This window comes from uncultured Muriicola sp., assembly GCF_947258935.1.
GTDB lineage: Bacteria > Bacteroidota > Bacteroidia > Flavobacteriales > Flavobacteriaceae > Muriicola.
Genome location: NZ_CAMYKH010000084.1, coordinates 1 through 18,299, shown reverse-complemented (window position 1 = coordinate 18,299; position 18,299 = coordinate 1). Strand labels below are relative to the sequence as shown.

17 protein-coding genes and 1 pseudogene are annotated in these 18,299 nt (G+C 40.0%); 9 read left to right on the top strand and 9 right to left on the bottom strand.

Going from position 1 to position 18,299, the window contains the following annotated elements:
* From Q0X72_RS12005 to Q0X72_RS11990, 4 genes are all read left to right on the top strand, one after another.
* The coding region (locus Q0X72_RS12005) for a gliding motility-associated C-terminal domain-containing protein (protein WP_297765736.1) at positions 1 to 1,816 on the top strand (1,816 nt) is incomplete at its 5' end.
* 11 nt (positions 1,817 to 1,827) lie between these two features.
* Positions 1,828 to 2,733 carry a type IX secretion system membrane protein PorP/SprF gene (locus Q0X72_RS12000; protein WP_297765732.1) on the top strand — a complete coding sequence of 302 codons (906 nt, stop codon included), beginning with the start codon at positions 1,828 to 1,830 and terminating at the stop codon, positions 2,731 to 2,733.
* Positions 2,734 to 2,745: 12 nt separating this feature from the next.
* On the top strand, positions 2,746 to 4,701 hold the full coding sequence (locus Q0X72_RS11995; protein WP_297765729.1) for an OmpA family protein: 1,956 nt from the start codon (positions 2,746 to 2,748) through the stop codon (positions 4,699 to 4,701).
* Between the two features lie 130 nt (positions 4,702 to 4,831).
* Positions 4,832 to 5,500: a hypothetical protein gene (locus Q0X72_RS11990; protein ID WP_297765726.1), complete on the top strand. Its 669-nt coding sequence runs from the start codon at positions 4,832 to 4,834 to the stop codon at positions 5,498 to 5,500.
* 2 nt (positions 5,501 to 5,502) lie between these two features.
* Here the strand turns inward: Q0X72_RS11990 and Q0X72_RS11985 are convergent, their stop codons facing one another.
* Genes Q0X72_RS11985 through Q0X72_RS11975 form a run of 3 tightly spaced genes read right to left on the bottom strand, consistent with a single transcriptional unit; the run spans position 5,503 to position 8,466 of the window.
* Positions 5,503 to 6,660 carry an MFS transporter gene (locus Q0X72_RS11985; protein ID WP_297765724.1) on the bottom strand — a complete coding sequence of 386 codons (1,158 nt, stop codon included), beginning with the start codon at positions 6,658 to 6,660 and terminating at the stop codon, positions 5,503 to 5,505.
* Positions 6,661 to 6,692: 32 nt separating this feature from the next.
* The gene (gene kynU / locus Q0X72_RS11980; RefSeq protein WP_297765722.1) at positions 6,693 to 7,961 is read right to left on the bottom strand and encodes a kynureninase; all 1,269 of its coding nucleotides are present in this window, start codon (positions 7,959 to 7,961) and stop codon (positions 6,693 to 6,695) included.
* A gap of 46 nt (positions 7,962 to 8,007) precedes the next feature.
* On the bottom strand, positions 8,008 to 8,466 hold the full coding sequence (locus Q0X72_RS11975) for an N-acetyltransferase family protein (protein WP_367180458.1): 459 nt from the start codon (positions 8,464 to 8,466) through the stop codon (positions 8,008 to 8,010).
* 27 nt (positions 8,467 to 8,493) lie between these two features.
* Between Q0X72_RS11975 and Q0X72_RS11970 the strand changes: the two genes are divergently transcribed.
* A complete protein-coding gene (locus tag Q0X72_RS11970) occupies positions 8,494 to 9,135 on the top strand; it encodes an O-methyltransferase (RefSeq protein WP_297765719.1) in 642 nt (213 codons plus the stop codon).
* On the opposite strand, the gene Q0X72_RS11965 is transcribed toward Q0X72_RS11970, so the two are convergent.
* From Q0X72_RS11965 to Q0X72_RS11940, 6 genes are all read right to left on the bottom strand, one after another.
* Complete coding sequence (locus Q0X72_RS11965; RefSeq protein ID WP_297765717.1) at positions 9,098 to 9,673, bottom strand: phosphatase PAP2 family protein; 576 nt, start codon at positions 9,671 to 9,673, stop codon at positions 9,098 to 9,100. The two genes, Q0X72_RS11970 and Q0X72_RS11965, sit on opposite strands and share 38 nt — an antisense overlap.
* Positions 9,674 to 9,681: 8 nt before the next feature.
* Complete coding sequence (locus Q0X72_RS11960; protein ID WP_297765694.1) at positions 9,682 to 9,963, bottom strand: twin-arginine translocase TatA/TatE family subunit; 282 nt, start codon at positions 9,961 to 9,963, stop codon at positions 9,682 to 9,684.
* A 93-nt stretch (positions 9,964 to 10,056) separates the two neighbouring features.
* A complete protein-coding gene (locus Q0X72_RS11955; protein WP_297765691.1) occupies positions 10,057 to 12,366 on the bottom strand; it encodes a M1 family metallopeptidase in 2,310 nt (769 codons plus the stop codon).
* A gap of 70 nt (positions 12,367 to 12,436) precedes the next feature.
* Positions 12,437 to 12,943: a DUF6702 family protein gene (locus Q0X72_RS11950; RefSeq protein WP_297765689.1), complete on the bottom strand. Its 507-nt coding sequence runs from the start codon at positions 12,941 to 12,943 to the stop codon at positions 12,437 to 12,439.
* 46 nt (positions 12,944 to 12,989) lie between these two features.
* Entirely contained in the window at positions 12,990 to 13,790 is an 801-nt protein-coding gene (locus Q0X72_RS11945) for a carboxypeptidase-like regulatory domain-containing protein (RefSeq protein WP_297765686.1), read from the bottom strand.
* Positions 13,777 to 14,526, bottom strand: coding sequence for a carboxypeptidase-like regulatory domain-containing protein (locus tag Q0X72_RS11940; protein ID WP_297765683.1), 750 nt, complete (start codon positions 14,524 to 14,526; stop codon positions 13,777 to 13,779). Before Q0X72_RS11940 ends, Q0X72_RS11945 begins: the two co-directional genes overlap by 14 nt.
* Positions 14,527 to 14,839: 313 nt before the next feature.
* On the opposite strand from Q0X72_RS11940, the gene Q0X72_RS11935 reads away from it, so the two are divergent.
* From Q0X72_RS11935 to Q0X72_RS11920, 4 genes and pseudogenes are all read left to right on the top strand, one after another.
* Complete coding sequence (locus Q0X72_RS11935) at positions 14,840 to 16,528, top strand: hypothetical protein (protein WP_297765680.1); 1,689 nt, start codon at positions 14,840 to 14,842, stop codon at positions 16,526 to 16,528.
* A gap of 313 nt (positions 16,529 to 16,841) precedes the next feature.
* On the top strand, positions 16,842 to 17,225 hold the full coding sequence (locus tag Q0X72_RS11930; protein ID WP_297765678.1) for a hypothetical protein: 384 nt from the start codon (positions 16,842 to 16,844) through the stop codon (positions 17,223 to 17,225).
* Complete coding sequence (locus Q0X72_RS11925; protein WP_297765675.1) at positions 17,170 to 17,445, top strand: hypothetical protein; 276 nt, start codon at positions 17,170 to 17,172, stop codon at positions 17,443 to 17,445. Before Q0X72_RS11930 ends, Q0X72_RS11925 begins: the two co-directional genes overlap by 56 nt.
* A gap of 62 nt (positions 17,446 to 17,507) precedes the next feature.
* Positions 17,508 to 18,299: pseudogene (locus Q0X72_RS11920) on the top strand (hypothetical protein); the annotation flags it as partial.

The window sequence follows — 18,299 nt, the reverse complement described above, 5'->3', positions numbered from 1 at the left end:
TGCAACCTTTACGGTTCGTCTTACTGGTGATGTACAAGGTGGATTCAGTGTTGACTATGCTACTGCCGATGGTTCTGCTGCTCAGCCTGGTGACTATACAACTACCTCCGGTACATTGACCTTTGTTGGTACCGATGGGGAGTCGTATGATATTACGGTGCCGATCATTGATGATGTAATCATTGAAGACAGTGAACTGTTCTCTGTAAACCTTTCGAATCTATCTCATAGTGCGATCGGCATCAATACGCCAACTGCTACCGGAACTATTCTGGACAATGATAGCGAGGATGATTTTCCTTCAGATACTACTATGCAGTGTGAGGAAATACCTGTATTGGATGATATCATCTATATAGGTGAAGGTGAAATTACACTGAATGCCAGTGGTTGTGATTATGTACAGGAATATACTGAAGTAATTTCCGGACAAGATGATGAATGTGCTACAGAATATACGATAACCAGGACGTGGACCATTACAGATTGTGTTGATAATGTTCGTACACATATACAAGTTATTACAGTAGTCGATACCGCAGCACCTGTCTTTGTAGAGAGTTTACCCACCGACATGACTGTTTCTTGTGATGCGGTTCCAACAGCTGCAGAAATGACTGCCATGGACAATTGTGATACGGATGTTACTGTAACCTTTACTGAAAACATCACTGGTCAGGATGATGAATGTGCCTCAGAATATACCATTACAAGAACCTGGATTGCCCAGGATTGTGCCGGGAATTCAACAAGCCATACACAGGTAATTATTGTGGAAGATGTGATCGCTCCCGTTTTTGTAGAAGAGTTACCTGAAGACCTAACCACAACTTGTAGTGAAGTGCCGGGTGCAGTTACCTTAACGGCAATTGATAATTGTGATCCTAATATCACTGTTACTTTTGATGAAACTATTACGAACGACGCTAATTGTGCGAATGGATATACGATCACAAGAACCTGGAGTGCCAGTGATTGTGCCGGTAATGCCATTTCACATACCCAAGTGATCACTATCCCTGCTACCGGACCTATCACGAGCAGTGACTATGATGAAGAGGTTATGATCATATGTGGTGAGGACATTCCAGAAGTACCAGAATTGACCTTTATGGGGGGATGTGGCGACTATACTGTAGTGTTCAACGAAGAAATACAATTTTCAGAGGATTCTGATGATTATATGATAATAAGAACCTGGGATGTAACCGATGCCTGTGGCAATGCGGCATCCTTTGAGCAGCTCATCTTTGTGATGCAGCCGCAACTAGAAACAGTGATTATTGACATATGTGTAGAAGATCCATCTATTGATCTGGTAAATTATTTACCTGAGTCATTCGATACAAACGGCACCTTTGAAATATTGACTGCCGGAATGGTCTTAAATGGAAGTATTCTTGATCCTTTGGCTGTGCCTGTTGGTGAATATCAGATCGCTTACAGCTCAACAGAAGGAACATGTAAATACTATGTTGATTTTACCATAACGGTAAATGCTGATTGTGTGCCTTGTGGCGTGGCAAATATTACGCCTTCTAAAACCGTAACGCCAAATGGTGACGGTGTAAATGATGTATTTGAAATTAAGGGCGTGGAGTTCTGCGATTTTAATTTCGACCTGATGATCTTCAACAGATGGGGAGCTAAGGTATATGAAATACAAGATTATCAAAACAATTGGGGAGGTAACTCTCCAAACAATTCCTTCGGGAATTCGGGTATGCTACCGGCTGGTACTTATTACTATATCATTAAGGTAACCAATAAGGACTTTAAACCGGTGAATGGGTATATCTATCTCGGATCTAATTAAAACCTACTAGTATGAAAACGGCAAAAAAGATCTTATTTGTGATCATCTTTACTTTCAGTAGTTTGATGACCGCGCAACAGTTACCGCAATTCACTCAGTATATGTTCAACACTATCTCTGTGAACCCTGCCTATGCAGGGAGCAGGGAGACTCTGAACGTCACTGCATTGCATAGAAATCAGTGGGTTGGGATCGATGGAAATCCAAGGACGAGCACCTTTTCATTGCACGCTCCTTTGCGAAATGACCGGGTTGGACTGGGACTTTCATACATCAGTGATAGATTGGGCTTTGAAAGTACCAACTATGTATATGGTGATTTTTCATATACCATACCTGTGAGTCTGAATGCAAAACTTTCCTTCGGATTAAAAGCTGGGTTTACAAACTATCAATTAGAAACTCCTGACAGTAACGATACATTTTTTGCATCAAGTTTTAACCAGTGGTCTCCTAATATAGGTGCTGGTGTTTATTTAAGTACCAATAGATGGTACGTAGGGGTATCATCCCCCAGAATGCTTACAACAGACTTAAATCAAGGGGAGTTTGAAGCCTTAGAAAGACCTAGTTATTATTCTATCGCGGGATTGGTTCTTGATCTATCTCCTACTGTTAAGTTCAGACCTTCTGTGTTAGCCAAAATAACTAACGGAGCACCCACCAGCGTGGATGTTTCTGCACATTTTTTGTTTTATGATAAACTTTGGCTGGGAGCTTCCTATCGCTTTAATAATGCCGATGGTTTTGGAGCACTTCTGGATTTCCAGATATCAAAAGACTTTAGACTGGGATATGCCTATGACATGCCAACTGGTGAAATTAGGCCCTACTCTACCGGAACCCATGAGATCATATTGATCTATGAGACACTTTTTAAACAAAAAGGTCCGGCTAAATCACCTAGATATTTCTAAAAAATAACCTCCATGAGACACATAGCAAACATAATATTCACTCTAATTTTTTCCATGGTCATCACCACGGGTCAGGCTCAATACGGAGCCCAGAAGCGTGGCGATTATTACTTTGGCCAGTTTCAATACAGCAAAGCCATCAAAGAATATGAAAAGATGGTAGAAGGTAAGTTCAATAGCGACTATGCTCACCAACGTATGGCAGAGTGTTACCTGCTGATTCGCGACTTTAAAAAGTCATTGCCTCATTTTGAGAAAGTGATCAATAAGACCAGCATCCCTACGGATTACTATTTCAAATACGGCATGGCCCTCTATAGTGACGGTCAATTAGACGAAGCAGCGACCTGGCTAAAGAAATACAAGAAATTCAATAAGAACGATTCCCGGGTAAAACGATTTCTAAAGGATGGGAATTTGGCCTCGGTAGTTTTCAATAGTAGAGAACGTTATGAAGTTAAAACTGTTCCCTTCAATACAAGCGAAAGCGACTTTGGTGCTTTTGTGGATGGTGAATATCTCTATTTTTCATCTTCCAGAAAAGATCTGGTTGATGGCGATGAATACGGTTGGAATGATGAGCCCTGGCTAGATATTTTTATGGTAAAGGAAGATAATCCGGAATCTATTCCTGAAAAAATTAAAGGGGACATCAATACAAAGTTTCATGAAAGTTCGCTCGTCTTCTCAACAGATTATAAGAATGATACGATCATCTATTTTACACGTAACAACTACTTCAAAAATAAAAAGGCTTACGGAGCAGAAGATGAGCTTAATTTAAAAATTTTCAGTGCCAAAAAGGAGAAAGGTGTTTGGAAAGAAAACAGAAATTTGCGAATTAATAGTGATTACTATTCTACTGGTCATCCTTACGTTAGTCCTGGTCGTACGCGTTTGTACTATACTTCAGACAGACCGGGAGGATACGGTGGCACAGATATTTATTATTCCGATATCCACCCCAGAGGAGGTATTGGTAAACCGGTCAATGCCGGTCCCGCAGTAAATACCGAAGGAAACGAAATGTTTCCATTTATAAATAGTGAAGGAGTCTTATTCTTTTCTTCTGACGGACATGTTGGTTTTGGACAACTGGATATTTTCTCAACGATCAGTAATGAAAATGAGGAAATTGTAGATGTAGTGAATTTGGGTACACCGGTAAACTCTCCCAGCGATGACTTTGCTTTTTATGCCCATGAAGATGGAATTACAGGATATTTAAGTTCTAATAGAGAAGGAGGATTGGGCGGCGACGACATCTATAAGTTTAAATTTACACCGGAACTTTCGTTAGAAGGTATTGTAATCGATGGTGTGAATTTAAAACCACTGGATAGTGTTAAGATCGCGATCTTTAATCAAAAGACTGGTGACCAGGAAGGTGAAGCACTGACAGATGCCAATGGATATTACAGAATGTATATAAACAGGGAACGCAATTATGTAATTGAAGCATCGCGTAAAACACATCCCACCAAGAATGTATATTTCAATACCTATACAACACCACTTACCACCAAGGTAATTTCTCAAAATATCACCTTGGAACCGGTCATGGATGTAAAATTACTGGCAAATCTCGACAAGATCTACTTCGATTTTAACAAGAGCGACATACGCCCCGATGCAGCCAAAGAATTGGATAAAGTAGTAAAATTAATGACCGTTACATATCCAGATATGATCATCCATTTGGAAGCTCACACAGATCCTATTGGGAGTCATGCGTACAATGATAATCTTTCTGAAAGAAGAGCAAAATCTACCTATGATTATTTAATTGAACACGGTGTCCCAAAAGAGCATATTCTTTCATACAAAGGATTTGGTGAAAGAAAGTTGATCAATCACTGTACAAGCAGAAAAGATTGTACTGATGAAGAATTGGAACTCAACAGAAGGACCGAATTCCCTATCGTACAGATCAAACGTCCAAAGGACCTGATCGTAAAGAGTAAATAATAATTCCTGCCATTTTAGTAAACCAAAATCCTGAGATCCTTTATCTCAGGATTTTTTATTGTAATACCTCCAAAATACACTAGGGAGATCCATATGTCAGAAACACTGTATATTTGGCAAAAATTGTACTATGAACAAGTCATTTATATCTCTTTGCACCCTATTAATCCTTTTGGTAAGTTGTAAATCCGAAAAGAATACCACTCCGGTCAAAGAAGACACTATCCTTGAAAAAGTTGCCAAGGCACATGGAATTGACGAATGGAATAAGGTCAAAGAAATCAGATTTACATTTAATGTAGATCGAGATACAATGCACTTTGAAAGATCCTGGGTATGGAACACCAAAAGTCAGGAAGTTCAAGGAATATCTAATGGGGATACCATAATCTACAATAGACAATCGGTAGACAGCCTGGCTATAAAAGCGGATGGTGCATTTATCAATGATAAATTTTGGCTGTTGGCACCCATTAACATTTTATGGGACCAGAATAGCCTAAGTTATACGTTTAAAGAGACCGCCCTTGCCCCCATTAGCAATGATTCGCTACCTAAACTAACAGTAGTGTATGGAGATGATGGAGGCTATACTCCGGGCGATGCCTATGACTTTTATTTGGGCGATGATTACACAATCAAAGAATGGGTCTTCCGAAGAGGTAATAGCCTTGAACCTGGAAGCGTTGCAACCTGGGAAGGTTATGAATCTATCAACGGTATAAACATCTCAAAGATGCATAAGAACAAGGAAGGGAATTTCTCGCTGTATTTTACAGATGTGGAAGTTCTAAAATAGGCTCAGCTTTCCTTTTTAGTATTTCTTTTAAGGAGAAAGGTGGTTGCCAGGACAGCAATAACACCCCCCAACAGAACCATAAAACTGGTATTGAGTGAAAACTGTTCTGCAAGGAATCCAAGGATCACTGGTCCAATAAGAAAGCCCGAATAGCCCGTTCCTGCTATAAACGCAACACCCTGTGAAGATTCAACCCCCTTTACATTCCCACCAATCCTGAAGAGTTCTGGAATGATCACCGAAAAACCAAGACCTGTTAAAGCAAAACCAGCGATCGCTAAATAAGTATTGCTCAATAAGACAAATACATAACCCAAAATGGCAATGGAAGATCCCAGTGCCACAATCTTAACTGAGCCAATACGAGCACTAATGGCGTCTCCCAGAAAACGGCCGAGGGTCATCATAATTTGAAACCCTAAGAATCCGGCACCCCATATAACTTCAGGCGCAAGGGATACTTCTTTTAAAAATAGACCGCTCCAATCAACAATGGCACCTTCACTTCCCATGATCACAAAGGATACGACCCCCAGGAGAAGTAGAGGTTTAAAATTACGAATGCTAAAAGGTTCCTTTTGTATGGGTGCAGCTACAATACGCTTATACCGCTTATGAAATATGAAATTGATGCCAAAAACAAGAGCAATTGCCAATAGCATGTGCAACATTCTATTTCCAAATGTCAGGATCAAAAAACTTCCCAATCCGGCGATTACCCCACCTAAACTAAAGAAGCCGTGAGAAGCCGACATAAAATTTTGTTTATCCTCCTTCTCAATCTCGGTAACTAAAGTATTCATTGAGATATCCAAAAATCCATTGGCAGAACCAAAAAAGAACAAAGCTATAGCCAGGGTAACGAAGCTAGTGGCCATCAACGGAAAGATGGCGGTAATACATAGTAGAATTATCCCTAGCCAAGTGGCTTTTCCAACTCCTAATCGATTAATGATCCGGGAAGCTACAGGGAATACAGTGAACACTCCAAACGAAAGGAAAAACAAGGCAATACCCAGTGTGGCTTTGTCAATTCCCAGGTCTTCTTTAACCGTTGGGATATAAATTGCCCAGGTACCAAAGAGAATATTTAGACTGGCAAATGCCCATGCAGGACCAAAGTACCTGGGGTTAGACAAAATTAGCCGTAAAGATCTCATAGTGATCAGGAATTAGAGGACGGGTAAGATACCTACTTTTTTGTAATGCCTTCCTTTAATATTTGTCCGAAGCGATACATATCTTCATAGGAGCAATAGAAAGGTGCCGGTGCCAAGCGTATCACATTAGGTTCCCTCCAATCAGTAATGACACCCTTTTCCATCAGATAGTCGAAAAGTGGCCGTCCTTCGCCATGCAGAAAAACCGATAATTGGGTCCCGCGATCTTGAGGCGTGATAATTTCGAACGAGCTTTCTACTTCCTTATCAATTTCCTGCAGGATAAACTCTAAATAGGAGACTATAAGATTTCGTTTCTTGATCAGTGCCTGCATTCCTACCTCTTCAAACATTTCAAGGGAGGCCAGATATGGTGCTACTGCCAAAACAGGGGCATTACTAATTTGCCATGCATCTGCGGTTTCCATTGGATCGAACTCCGGCTGCATCAAGAAGCGTGTTTCTTTCTTCGTTCCCCACCACCCCTCAAAACGTGGAATGTCTCGCCTATTTAAATAACGTTCATGCACGTAGATGCCAGAAGCATTTCCGGGCCCGCTATTCATATATTTATAACTGCACCAGGCAGCAAAATCTACATCCCAATCGTGAAGCTGAAGTTGAATGTTTCCTACTGCATGGGCCAGATCCCACCCTACCATAGCTCCGGCCTCCTTACCGGCGCGAGTAATGGTCTTCATATCGAAAACCTGCCCATTGTAATAATTGACACCCCCAATCAGGACCAGGGCAAGTTCATCTCCTATTTCATTTATTTTGGCCAGCACATCCTCTGTACGCCAAAAATTTTCACCTTCTCGCTTTTTGATCTCCACCAGGGTATCAGAAATTTCCAGTTTATGGAACTTAATCTGACTTTGAAACATATACTGATCTGACGGAAAAGCCTTTTCCTCACATAAGATCTTATAGCGTTTTTTAGTTGGTCTGTAAAAAGAAACCATGAGCAGATGAAGATTAACTGTCAGGGAATTCATGACGGATATCTCAGCAGGTTTGGCACCTACAACTTTTGCCAGGGGTTTGGCAAGACGTTCATGATAATCCCACCATGATCTCTCAGCGTAGAAGTGCCCTTCCACAGCCAACTCCCTCCAATCTTTCATGATCTCATCTACAAAAGCCTTGGTCCTCTTAGGTTGCAATCCGAGTGAGTTTCCGGTAAAATAAATTACTTCTGAACCATTTACCTTCGGAAAATGAAACTCTTTCCTATAAGGCGCCAAAGCATCTTGCGAATCGAGTTCACGGGCAAAGGACAAGGTGTTCTGAAACTTCATAGACATCTTTTTCGCAAAAATACAACACTCCTCTTAAATTAACTGCCTATGCTTGTGATTCATGGTTATCCGAAGAAATTCGCATCTCAATAATATGCTTCTTGAACCCTACTTTTTCATAGGCAATAATAGCCGGATCTACTTCCACGATCTTCCCATTGATACCCTGTCCCCTGTATTCAGCGAGGGTATACATAAACCCAAGATACGCGTATTGCTCATGATCCAGATACGATCTTGCGGTTTTGGCAATACCGAACCCTGAACTTACAATTTGCCCGTCTACCTCGGCAACCACAACCATTGCCTCTTTATTTGTTATAAACTCTTTTAGGTCATAGTAATGAAGATGGCCTGTGCGAATGGTGGGATCAAATGGGCGTTCAGCTTCGATAAGCGCCTGTTCAAACTGAAGCAATGTTGCTAAATCACTCTCAACGGCTTCCCGAATACGGACATTTTTCATAATAGTTAGGATAATGATGGCTCCAACAAAGTAGGCCAAAAAGCCTATTTTTACAAAAAGAAAAGCATGCATTTTCTGTCGGAAACATTGCAGGAGTACATCACCAGTCATTCAGAGGATGAACCCTTCTATTTAACTGAGCTTAGCAGGGAGACTCATTTGAAAGTGATACAGCCCAGAATGATAACGGGCCATTATCAGGGCAGAGTGCTCAGTATGCTGTCTAAAATTATCGGACCAATAAATATCCTGGAAATTGGGACCTATACGGGCTATTCGGCCTTGTGCCTGGCAGAAGGTCTAACTCCTAATGGAAGGCTTCACACCATAGACATTAACGAAGAATTGGCGGGAATCCAAAAAAAGTATTTTGACAAGTCCGGATTTTCTGACCTGATTTGCCAACATACAGGGGATGCCTTGCAAATTATTCCTTCTCTTCAGCTGAAGTTCGATCTTGTATTTATTGATGCAGAGAAAAAGGAGTATCCCCGTTATTTTGAAGCTGTTTTACCCAAGACCAGAAAAGGTAGTATCATCTTATCAGATAATGTACTCTGGTCTGGCAAGGTGGTTGAAGCATTAGAAGTTAACGACAAGGCAACCAAAGCTCTACTGGAATACAACCAAATGCTAAAGGAGGACCCAAGGGTGGAGACGGTTATGCTTCCTATAAGAGACGGTCTAACCCTAAGTAGGGTACTATAAATAGATGGTAGATCTTGTAAAAAGACACGGCCATTAGCAAGCCCACCAAGGCGCCTGCAATCAGATCTAATGGGTAATGCACCCCTACATAGATCCTGCTCAGAGAAAAAAGTAGTGGCCATAGATAAAAAATATAAACCCATCTCAATTTTTTACGAAGAAAAAGGACAATCAGGGTAGTAATGGCAAAAGAGTTTGCCGCATGTCCCGAGAAAAAACTATAGTCAATTGGGTTAATAAGTATACGGATAAAGGCACTGATCTCTTCGTTGTTATTGGGACGAAGCCTGGCAATAAGGTTCTTGGTGAGATCCATAAAGACCATGACAAAACCAAATAATAACACTGTCATAAGGATCATGGCGATCGCCTCTTTTTTTGGATATTTTAGTAGAAGTAGCAGGAAGAATAGAATAAATAATGGGATCCATGTAGTAGTATGGGTTACCAAAGACCAAAACCCGTCATATTCTTCTATTCCAAGGCTATTTAAGTAGATAAAGGTATCGCGGTCCCATTGTAATAGCCTTTCCCACATACGCGCGTTTACTTTCTTTTGATAGTCCCGGAAACATCCTCAATATTCTTTTTCACCTGATTCATTTCCTTTTTTATATCGTCCGCAATGCTGGTATCTATTCCCTGTTTCTCAGCACTTTTCTGGATCTCCTGCTTAATATCTTCCGTGGCATCCTTTAATTGTCGCATCCCTTTTCCCAGCCCTTTGGCGATACCGGGAATCTTATCGGCGCCAAAGACCATGACGACAATAAACATGATGAAGAAGATCTCTGCACCACTAATAAATAAAATTACCATCGATTGCATACTACAAATATAATCAAGTTTAGAACCCTTTTATAAAATAAAAAAGTCCCAACCAAAAATAGTCAGGACCATTTCATATATACATAACGAAAATTATTCTCCTTTAATACTTTCCTTAAATTGATTGAATTCTGAAGGAGTTTCCTTTTTTGGCCAGCTGTTGTTAGTTACGTCTATATCGGCCGTTTCTCCCTTCGGATCCACTACGATCCCAACGATCTCTTGTTGAGAAGAGATCACTCTTTTTACCTCAGTATCATTTTTCCTCCAAATTTCGGGTGGATAGGTAACAGTTTCCGAACTGCCATCGTCATAGGTATACTCTACAATTAAAGGCATTGGTATACCCCCCGGTTTATTAAAGGTTATTTCATAAAAGAATTTTGGTTCTTTTGCCGTAGTCCTTTCCTCAGCCGTCATGTTGTCCATCATAAATTCCTTTAATGGTACAGATAATTCGCTCGGTGCCATGCCAGTCATAGCTGGGTCGAAATCTTCATTATCAGCATCAAGCAGGTATACTAGTGGACGGAGGTCGGCTTGGGTTAAATTTCTGGCTGTCATATATTCCTGCATTTTCTTGCCAGGTTTATTGCTTACATAATATTTTTTTACTCCTTTCACTCCAATATCTACATAATCCGTAGTGTAGAACCAGCTTCTCCAGAACCAATCCAGATCTACGGCAGAAGCATCTTCCATAGTACGAAAGAAATCTTCGGGAGTAGGATGTTTAAACATCCAGCGTTTAGAATACGTCTTAAATGCATGATCGAACAATTCTCTTCCCATAACCGTTTCCCTGAGGATATTCAAAGCCGTAGCCGGTTTAGCATACGCATTTGGCCCCAGTTGATACACGTTTTCAGGATTTGCCATGATAGGAGCAATGGTGCTTTGATCGCCACTCATATAGGGAACTATCTTGGAAGGATCCCCTCTTCTCGAAGGGTACTTTTCATTTGGAGCAATAACTTCCGGGAAAGCCTCACCAAATTCCTGCTCCGCCAAATACTGCACAAATGTGTCTAGACCTTCGTCCATCCAAGCCCATTGGCGCTCATCAGAATTTACGATCATAGGAAAGAAATTATGCCCTACTTCATGTATGATAACACTGATCATTCCATATTTTGTCCTTTCAGAATAAGTCCCATCTTCATTAGGTCTTCCGTAGTTCCAGCAGATCATTGGGTATTCCATCCCCTGATTCTTAGCATGCACGGAAATGGCCTTGTGATATGGATAATCGAAAGTATGAGATGAATATGATTTTAAAGTACTGGCAACAGCCTTGGTGGATAATTCTTCCCATAAAGGATTCCCTTCCTTTGGATAAAGAGACACAGCCATCACGTCTTTATTTCCGATCCTAACTGCCTGCATATCCCAAATGAATTTCCGTGAGGTAGCAAAACCGTAATCGCGTACATTCTCAGCTCTGAACTTCCAGGTCTTTTTCTTCTCAGAAAATCCTTTCTCGGCAGCTTCTGCCTCTGCCTGCGTTACTATAAGAACAGGCTTGTCATAAGTCCTCTTAGCTTGCTCATATCGCTTTAACATTTCCTTGCTAAAAACATCCTTTCGGTTAATCAACACTCCTGTAGCATCAAGGATATGGTCTGCAGGAACAGTAATGTTCACATTGTAATTGCCAAAAGGAAGTGCAAATTCACCACCTCCCCAGAATTGATGGTTTTGCCACCCTTCCACATCACTATATACGGCCATTCGTGGAAAAAATTGGGCAATGACGTAGGCTCTGTTTCCATCTTTTTCGAAGTATTCATATCCTGAGCGGGCACGGTCTATGGTATGATTAGGGATATTATACCACCATTTTATATCAAATGACACTTTTTCTCCGCTTTTCAATGGACTGGCCAGGTCTACCCTCATCATAGTTTGATTAATAGTATAAGGAAGTGGATTGCCATTAGTGTCCTGCACGTACTCTATTTTAAAGCCTCCATCGAATTTTTCATTTATAAATTCCTTAGAAAAAGCGTCGGGTACATAGCCATCTTTAATGCCATTTCCGTTTCTTAAGGGTGACTTTGAATCTTTGGCTCTAACATTTTGGTCTAATTGCAACCAGAGAAATTCGAGTGCCTCCGGAGCGTTGTTATGATAGGTTATAGTTTCTTTCCCATAAATCCTGGCATTCTTATCATCGAGCTCAATATCCATCTTGTAATCGGCTTGTTGTTGATAATAGCTAGGACCCGGTGTCCCGGAAGCAGACCTGTACATATTGGGAGTAGCAAACTCTTCATACATCTGCTTGAATTTGCTTTGATTTAAATGTCCCGGGTCACGTTCTTTGGCAGTCTCCACCTGTGCAAAAAGGACCGAAACAAATAGTATTAAACCTGCGGTTGCATAAAATCTTAATTTGTCCATAAATAAGTATTGATTTGAAAATTTCCCGGCGCGGAAATTAGGATATTTTAAGGAGTTTATTCCAAGTAGCTCAGAAGTTTAACATTCCTTTATTACTTTCCCTAATGAGCACAAAACTCTTTTTCTTTTTAAGAATTTCAAAATGAAGAATATTCTTTTGTTCTTCAAAAACATCCATCAAAAGTTCATTCTGAATTTCAATAGAATTTAATAGCTCTATTGAAATTTCAGGGATCTCCAGAAAACATACCATGATATCATTGTCGTACTTCTTTCCAAGGAACTTATACCGGGCTGGCTCCCCGTTGATCTTCACCTGGAATTTGGCATTCAGATATTTCTCTATATACACTTCTGCATTTATAAATTCTTCAGGAGTGCCTAACAAGGTCGTCACATCATAGCGTTCTTCCAAAGCTTTTTCAAAATCGTCGATAAAAACGCGACTGGTTATCTGTAATGCCTTCCCTTTATCATAGTACTCTATGTTGGTAACGCTTACATAAAACTTATGCACTCCTATGACCATAAATAGAGGCAACATCAATAAGAAAAGTCCTTTTATTCCAGCTTGCATATTAATAGTTTTGATACATTGAGAGCAATTCGCGTGCCATATAAATTTACTCCAGGCGATTATTTTTTCGATAGTCCCTGCTCTTAAGAACCAGCAGATTAAGGATCTTTATATGGTCCTCAGTTGCCACAATAGAATCGAAGTTTTCATCTACCTCGCAATAGTACATAAAATCTGCTATGCTCGCTTCCGGGATTCCCAGGCGTTTTACAAAAATGCTATCGGGATAATAATTTCGAACCCGCTGCGAAAGCAAATACTTCTTATCGCGGGCCACTCTTTTCTTAAGCATTTTAGTACGACCTGAAATGGCATTGATCAATGGATTAAAAGGGATACTGGTCAACATTCCTATAGAGAATGGTCCTAAGGATGCTTCACGCAGCAAACGTTCGCTTTGCATCATTGGTTTCACGTAGGCGTTTGGTAAACCTAAGGTAGAAGCGGTAACTACAGGATCTATCTTCATTTGTTGCATATCCCGAATCAGGTCTCCACTGAGATTATAGGGTCTTACCACCACCTCATCTAACTCATTTACAAATTCTTCCAACCTGATATAAGCCATTTTGCTTTCGAGGATTGAAGCAGAGATCACAAGGCTTTTACGCTTGTATTGTACAGCCGAAAACAAAAGAGTGTCCCCCATGGTCACATCGATGGTAAATCGGCCTTCCTCGTCCGAAATGGTCGCCTTCCCGGCGGAAGTATTCATAATATGTACGTCTGGTATCCCCTTGGAATCGAATATAACCCTGCCTTCCAGAGATTTAATGAAATAAGACTGTGCCGATAGCAGATGAAAGGCTAAAAAGAAGCACAGGAAAAAACAATTATTCTTCCACATTGAGTCCTTTTCTGAATTCCATACTTTGGGTTACGAGAAATTCAATGAGCTGAAATTCATTATCCTTGCGCAGCAATGATTGGGCCGGTAGCTGGCCATCACAGTACAAGAGAAAAGCATCTATTTTATCCTGGGGTAACTGCAGATCCTGAACGAAAAAATCGTCATTGTAGACTTGCCTTAAAACTTCACTTACCTTTAGCGGTGTTCTGGTTTCTCCCGTATCTTTGGACGTAGACAGGAATAGCGCTTTAAAAATATTGACAAAATTAACCCCGTCCTGCATTCCTCTTACCGTAGGGTCTAGTGCTATATTTTGAACCTCTCCGGTAGCATCGGTCTCATAGGTGTATTGCTTAAACTCTTCATTTTGTAATTGCAGGAATTTTTTCTGATTCTCGGGACTCACCGTAACCTCATCGAGTTCAGTTACCTTTTCATCCACCTCCACTACAAGGCGGTTTTTGACCAGCATTTCCATTGTTACTTTTAAGATCTCTATCTGGTAGTTAATGGCCGTAAAAACCAATTCATCACCTTCCTTTACATTGATAAGGAACTCTCCTTTTTCATTGGTGATCGTAGCCTTCTCAGCGGTAGTATTGATGACATTTTCATTAGGTACAGGGACGTTTCTATACATCACCTGGCCTCGTAGTGGTCGCCTGTCATCCGTTTGGGCATACCCCACTGTTATAAATAATAATACAGGTAATAAGAAAAGGAACTTTTTCATAGGAATTATTAGGTTTGTGAAAAGGTACTTCAAGGCCATGTTTACCATATTCACCATGTTTTGATAAAGAAAAAATAAGTTGGCCGCATAAAAAAATAATCTGCCATTAAACTTATGTTAAAAAGCGCAGCAATCACGCTTTTTTCGGTGTAAATAATGAATAAAATGGCAAAAATACAGCCTGCCTGCTTTCTTCAGGGAAGTTTAAGAGTGGTTTATCTTATAAATTCGTATTTCGGGGTATATGTGTTAGTCCAATACGGATATAATCCTACTTTTGTAAATACCATTTTCCCTTTGTAAATTAATTACGATGAAACTGAAATTACTACTGTTTGTTGCGTTATCGGTATTGTCTACCACGCTTTATTCGCAAATAAAGATTGGGGACAATCCACAAAACCTCGATCCCGCTTCAGTACTCGAACTGGAAAGTACGAATAGGGTTTTTGTCATTACCCGTATCACTACAGTAGAAATGAATGCAATAAACCCTTTGCAGGGTGCCATGATCTACAATACAGATGAACAATGTCTCTACTATTTTGATGGCACAGAATGGATCAACCTTTGTGACGCCCTCCGCCTTACGTTTACTGCAGATCCAATTTTCAATGATTACAGTACCATTGTTATTACCGAAAGTGAGGATAATGTAAATTTTGAGGTTCGGGAGATTCGCGGGCAGAATATTGTTGATTTTACAATCACCAGTGTTGATATTCAAAACAACGCGATTACCTCTTCTAAACTGGCGCCCGATTCCGTTGGGAATGAAGAATTACAGGATAACACTGTCTCTGATGCCGAGATAGACTATGCACAGGTTACTTTAAATGATTTTACTAATGATGCCGGCTTTATTACGAGTGCGTCTATCGTAAGTGCAGATGTTGGGAATACTATTATTGCAGGTTCTGATAATGGGGCGTTTTATGACGTTACTCCGGTACAAAATGCACTCGATGCTCTGGATGTAGCTGTTACTACAATTTCACTGATAGACAATGGGGATGGTACTTATAATTTTTCAGATTCTGTTGGGAACATTCAGCTTATTACCACCAATGGACTTACGGTGACCAATACTGTGGCAGGCAACCTTATTGCGACGGTAACCCTGGCGGACGGGACAACCCTAAATATAAATGAGACCATTACCAGCCTAACAGATAATGGAGATGGCCTCATTACCTACACCAAAGAAGATGGTAGTCAGGAAACTGTGGCCAAGGCAGATATTACAGATCTGGGAGATGGCACCTATACGTTTACCAATAATGATGGTTCGGATGTAACCCTCAATACCAATGGCCTTACGGTGACCAATACCGTTCCCGGAAATTTAATTGCCACCCTCACGCTGGCCGACGGAAGCAGTAATGCTGTGAATGAAACAATTACGAGCCTGATCGATAATGGAGATGGATTCATAACCTATACTAAGGAAGATGGCACCCAGGAAACAGTTGCCAAAGCAGATATTACTGATCTGGGAGATGGTACCTATACGTTTACTAATAATGACGGTTCGGATGTAACCCTAAATACCAATGGTCTTACGGTGACCAATACAGTGGCTGGTAATCTTATTGCCACCCTCACCCTGGCTGACGGAAGCAGTACGGCTGTGAATGAAACGATCACAAGCTTAATTGACAATGGAGACGGCTTTGTCACCTTCACAAAGGAAGATGGCACTCAGGATATCGTAGCCAAGGCTGATATTACAGATAATCTTGACGGCACCTATACGTTTACCAATAATGACGGTACAGATGTAACAATCAATACCAATGCCATCAGTAACCCGTATGATAATACCATTTCCGGCCTGGCCGCCTCCAATGTTCAGGAGGCCATAGATTTGGTAAGTACTGCAGTGGCGGGAGGTTCTGATGACCAGGTAATTTCCACCGATGGAACTCCGGGAAATATTGATCTTGAAGATGGTACTTATACTAAGATAGAAGAAGATGTCGAAAGTAATAAGGAAGATTAGTATAGGTTCTGACTATAAGAACGATGCAATGCATTATTCTATAGGTCAACAAGTATATGGAGGTCATATTATATCTCATATATTGTTAGACGAGAAAGACAATTCATATAATATACATATAAAAAAAAACAACGAGATTATGCCATGGAAGAAGTTTAATTCTAACATGGCTATATCTGTTGAATATGATTTAGAATATTAATGAATGCTTTATATGACTTTATTGTAAAACCAATAGGTGAAAAATACAATAATACAGTAAAAGTCGGATAAAGTTATAATACATCAAAATGTATTTAGAACTTTTTACGATATGAAAGGTAAAAAGAAAAAAAGTAGATCTTTTTTAAAAGATAATTATTATCTTTGTGCTTTAGACCAAATATATTTATATAAAAATAATAACGGTTGGAACTCTATTAATAATAGATGTTTTATACAACCTATAAAAGACAATCAAGATCTAACGGTAGATAAAGAAAGAAGCCTTATTGGTATATTAAAATATGGTAATAGTTCTTTAGAAGCGCTTAAAATAAACCCAGGAGACGTAGTAGGCTTTAAGCCAAACGGTGAATGGGAATTTTTAATAGATAACGAACGTCTTTATTGTATGAAATCAAATGATATTGTAATTAAGTATGAACGTAAAGGAGACGAAGAAAAATATAATCCAAGCTGGGCGCAAAGCGGTTGAAGAGCTAATTAAAGTAGCTAAAGAACCTATTGTAGATTCAGATGATGATATCTCTGCAGACAGACTTAAAAACGCCGCAGCTACAAAAAAACTTGCTATATTCGATGCTTTTGAAATATTAACTAGAATAGAAAACGAGCAAGAGCTGTTAGAAGATAAACCTAAAGAAGTTAAGAAAGAAAAAACTTTTAGAGGGTTTGCAGAAGGGAGGTCTAAGTAATGTACGAGCAAACGTTATACAAAGTACTAAATGACTATATAAAACCGCATGCTATAGCTAAAATGAATAAGGCTAAAAAGTGGAAGTATGGTTATAATGAAGATTATGATCTTGTTGTTATCAGTAAAACTGGTGAGATAGGTGAGATATACGAAATACAAAATCTTAAGATAGCTTTACCTAAAGCTAAAAACGTAAAAAAATTTGAAGGTAATAAGTGGCAATATACAGAATATCCTAAAGAACTTAAAAAAATAAAGTCTGTGTTCGATTGGGAGGAATACCCAGTAGACTTTAAGGAAAAATGGTATGATTACATCGATAATGAATTTAATAAAAGAGAACAAGGGTTTTGGTTCTATAATAAAAGCGTGGCTACTTACGTTACTGGTTCTCACTATATGTACTTGCAGTGGAGCAAAATTGACGTTGGGAAACCAGACTTTAGGGAATCAAACAGATTATTCTTTATATTCTGGGAGGCTTGTAAAGCCGACGCACGATCTTATGGAATGTGTTATCTTAAAAACAGACGTTCCGGATTTTCTTTTATGTCTTCAGCAGAAACCGTTAACGTGGCGACAATTACGTCAGATGCACGGTACGGTATCTTGTCTAAGTCTGGCCCCGATGCTAAGAAAATGTTCACGGACAAGGTTGTACCAATATCAGTCAACTACCCGTTCTTCTTCAAGCCAATACAGGACGGTATGGACAGGCCCAAAACAGAGCTTGCCTATAGAGTACCAGCCACTAAGTACACCAGGCGTAAGCTTGAAACCAACGAAAAGCTTCAAGAACTTGACGGGCTCGACACAACGATCGACTGGAAAAACACGGGGGACAACTCGTAC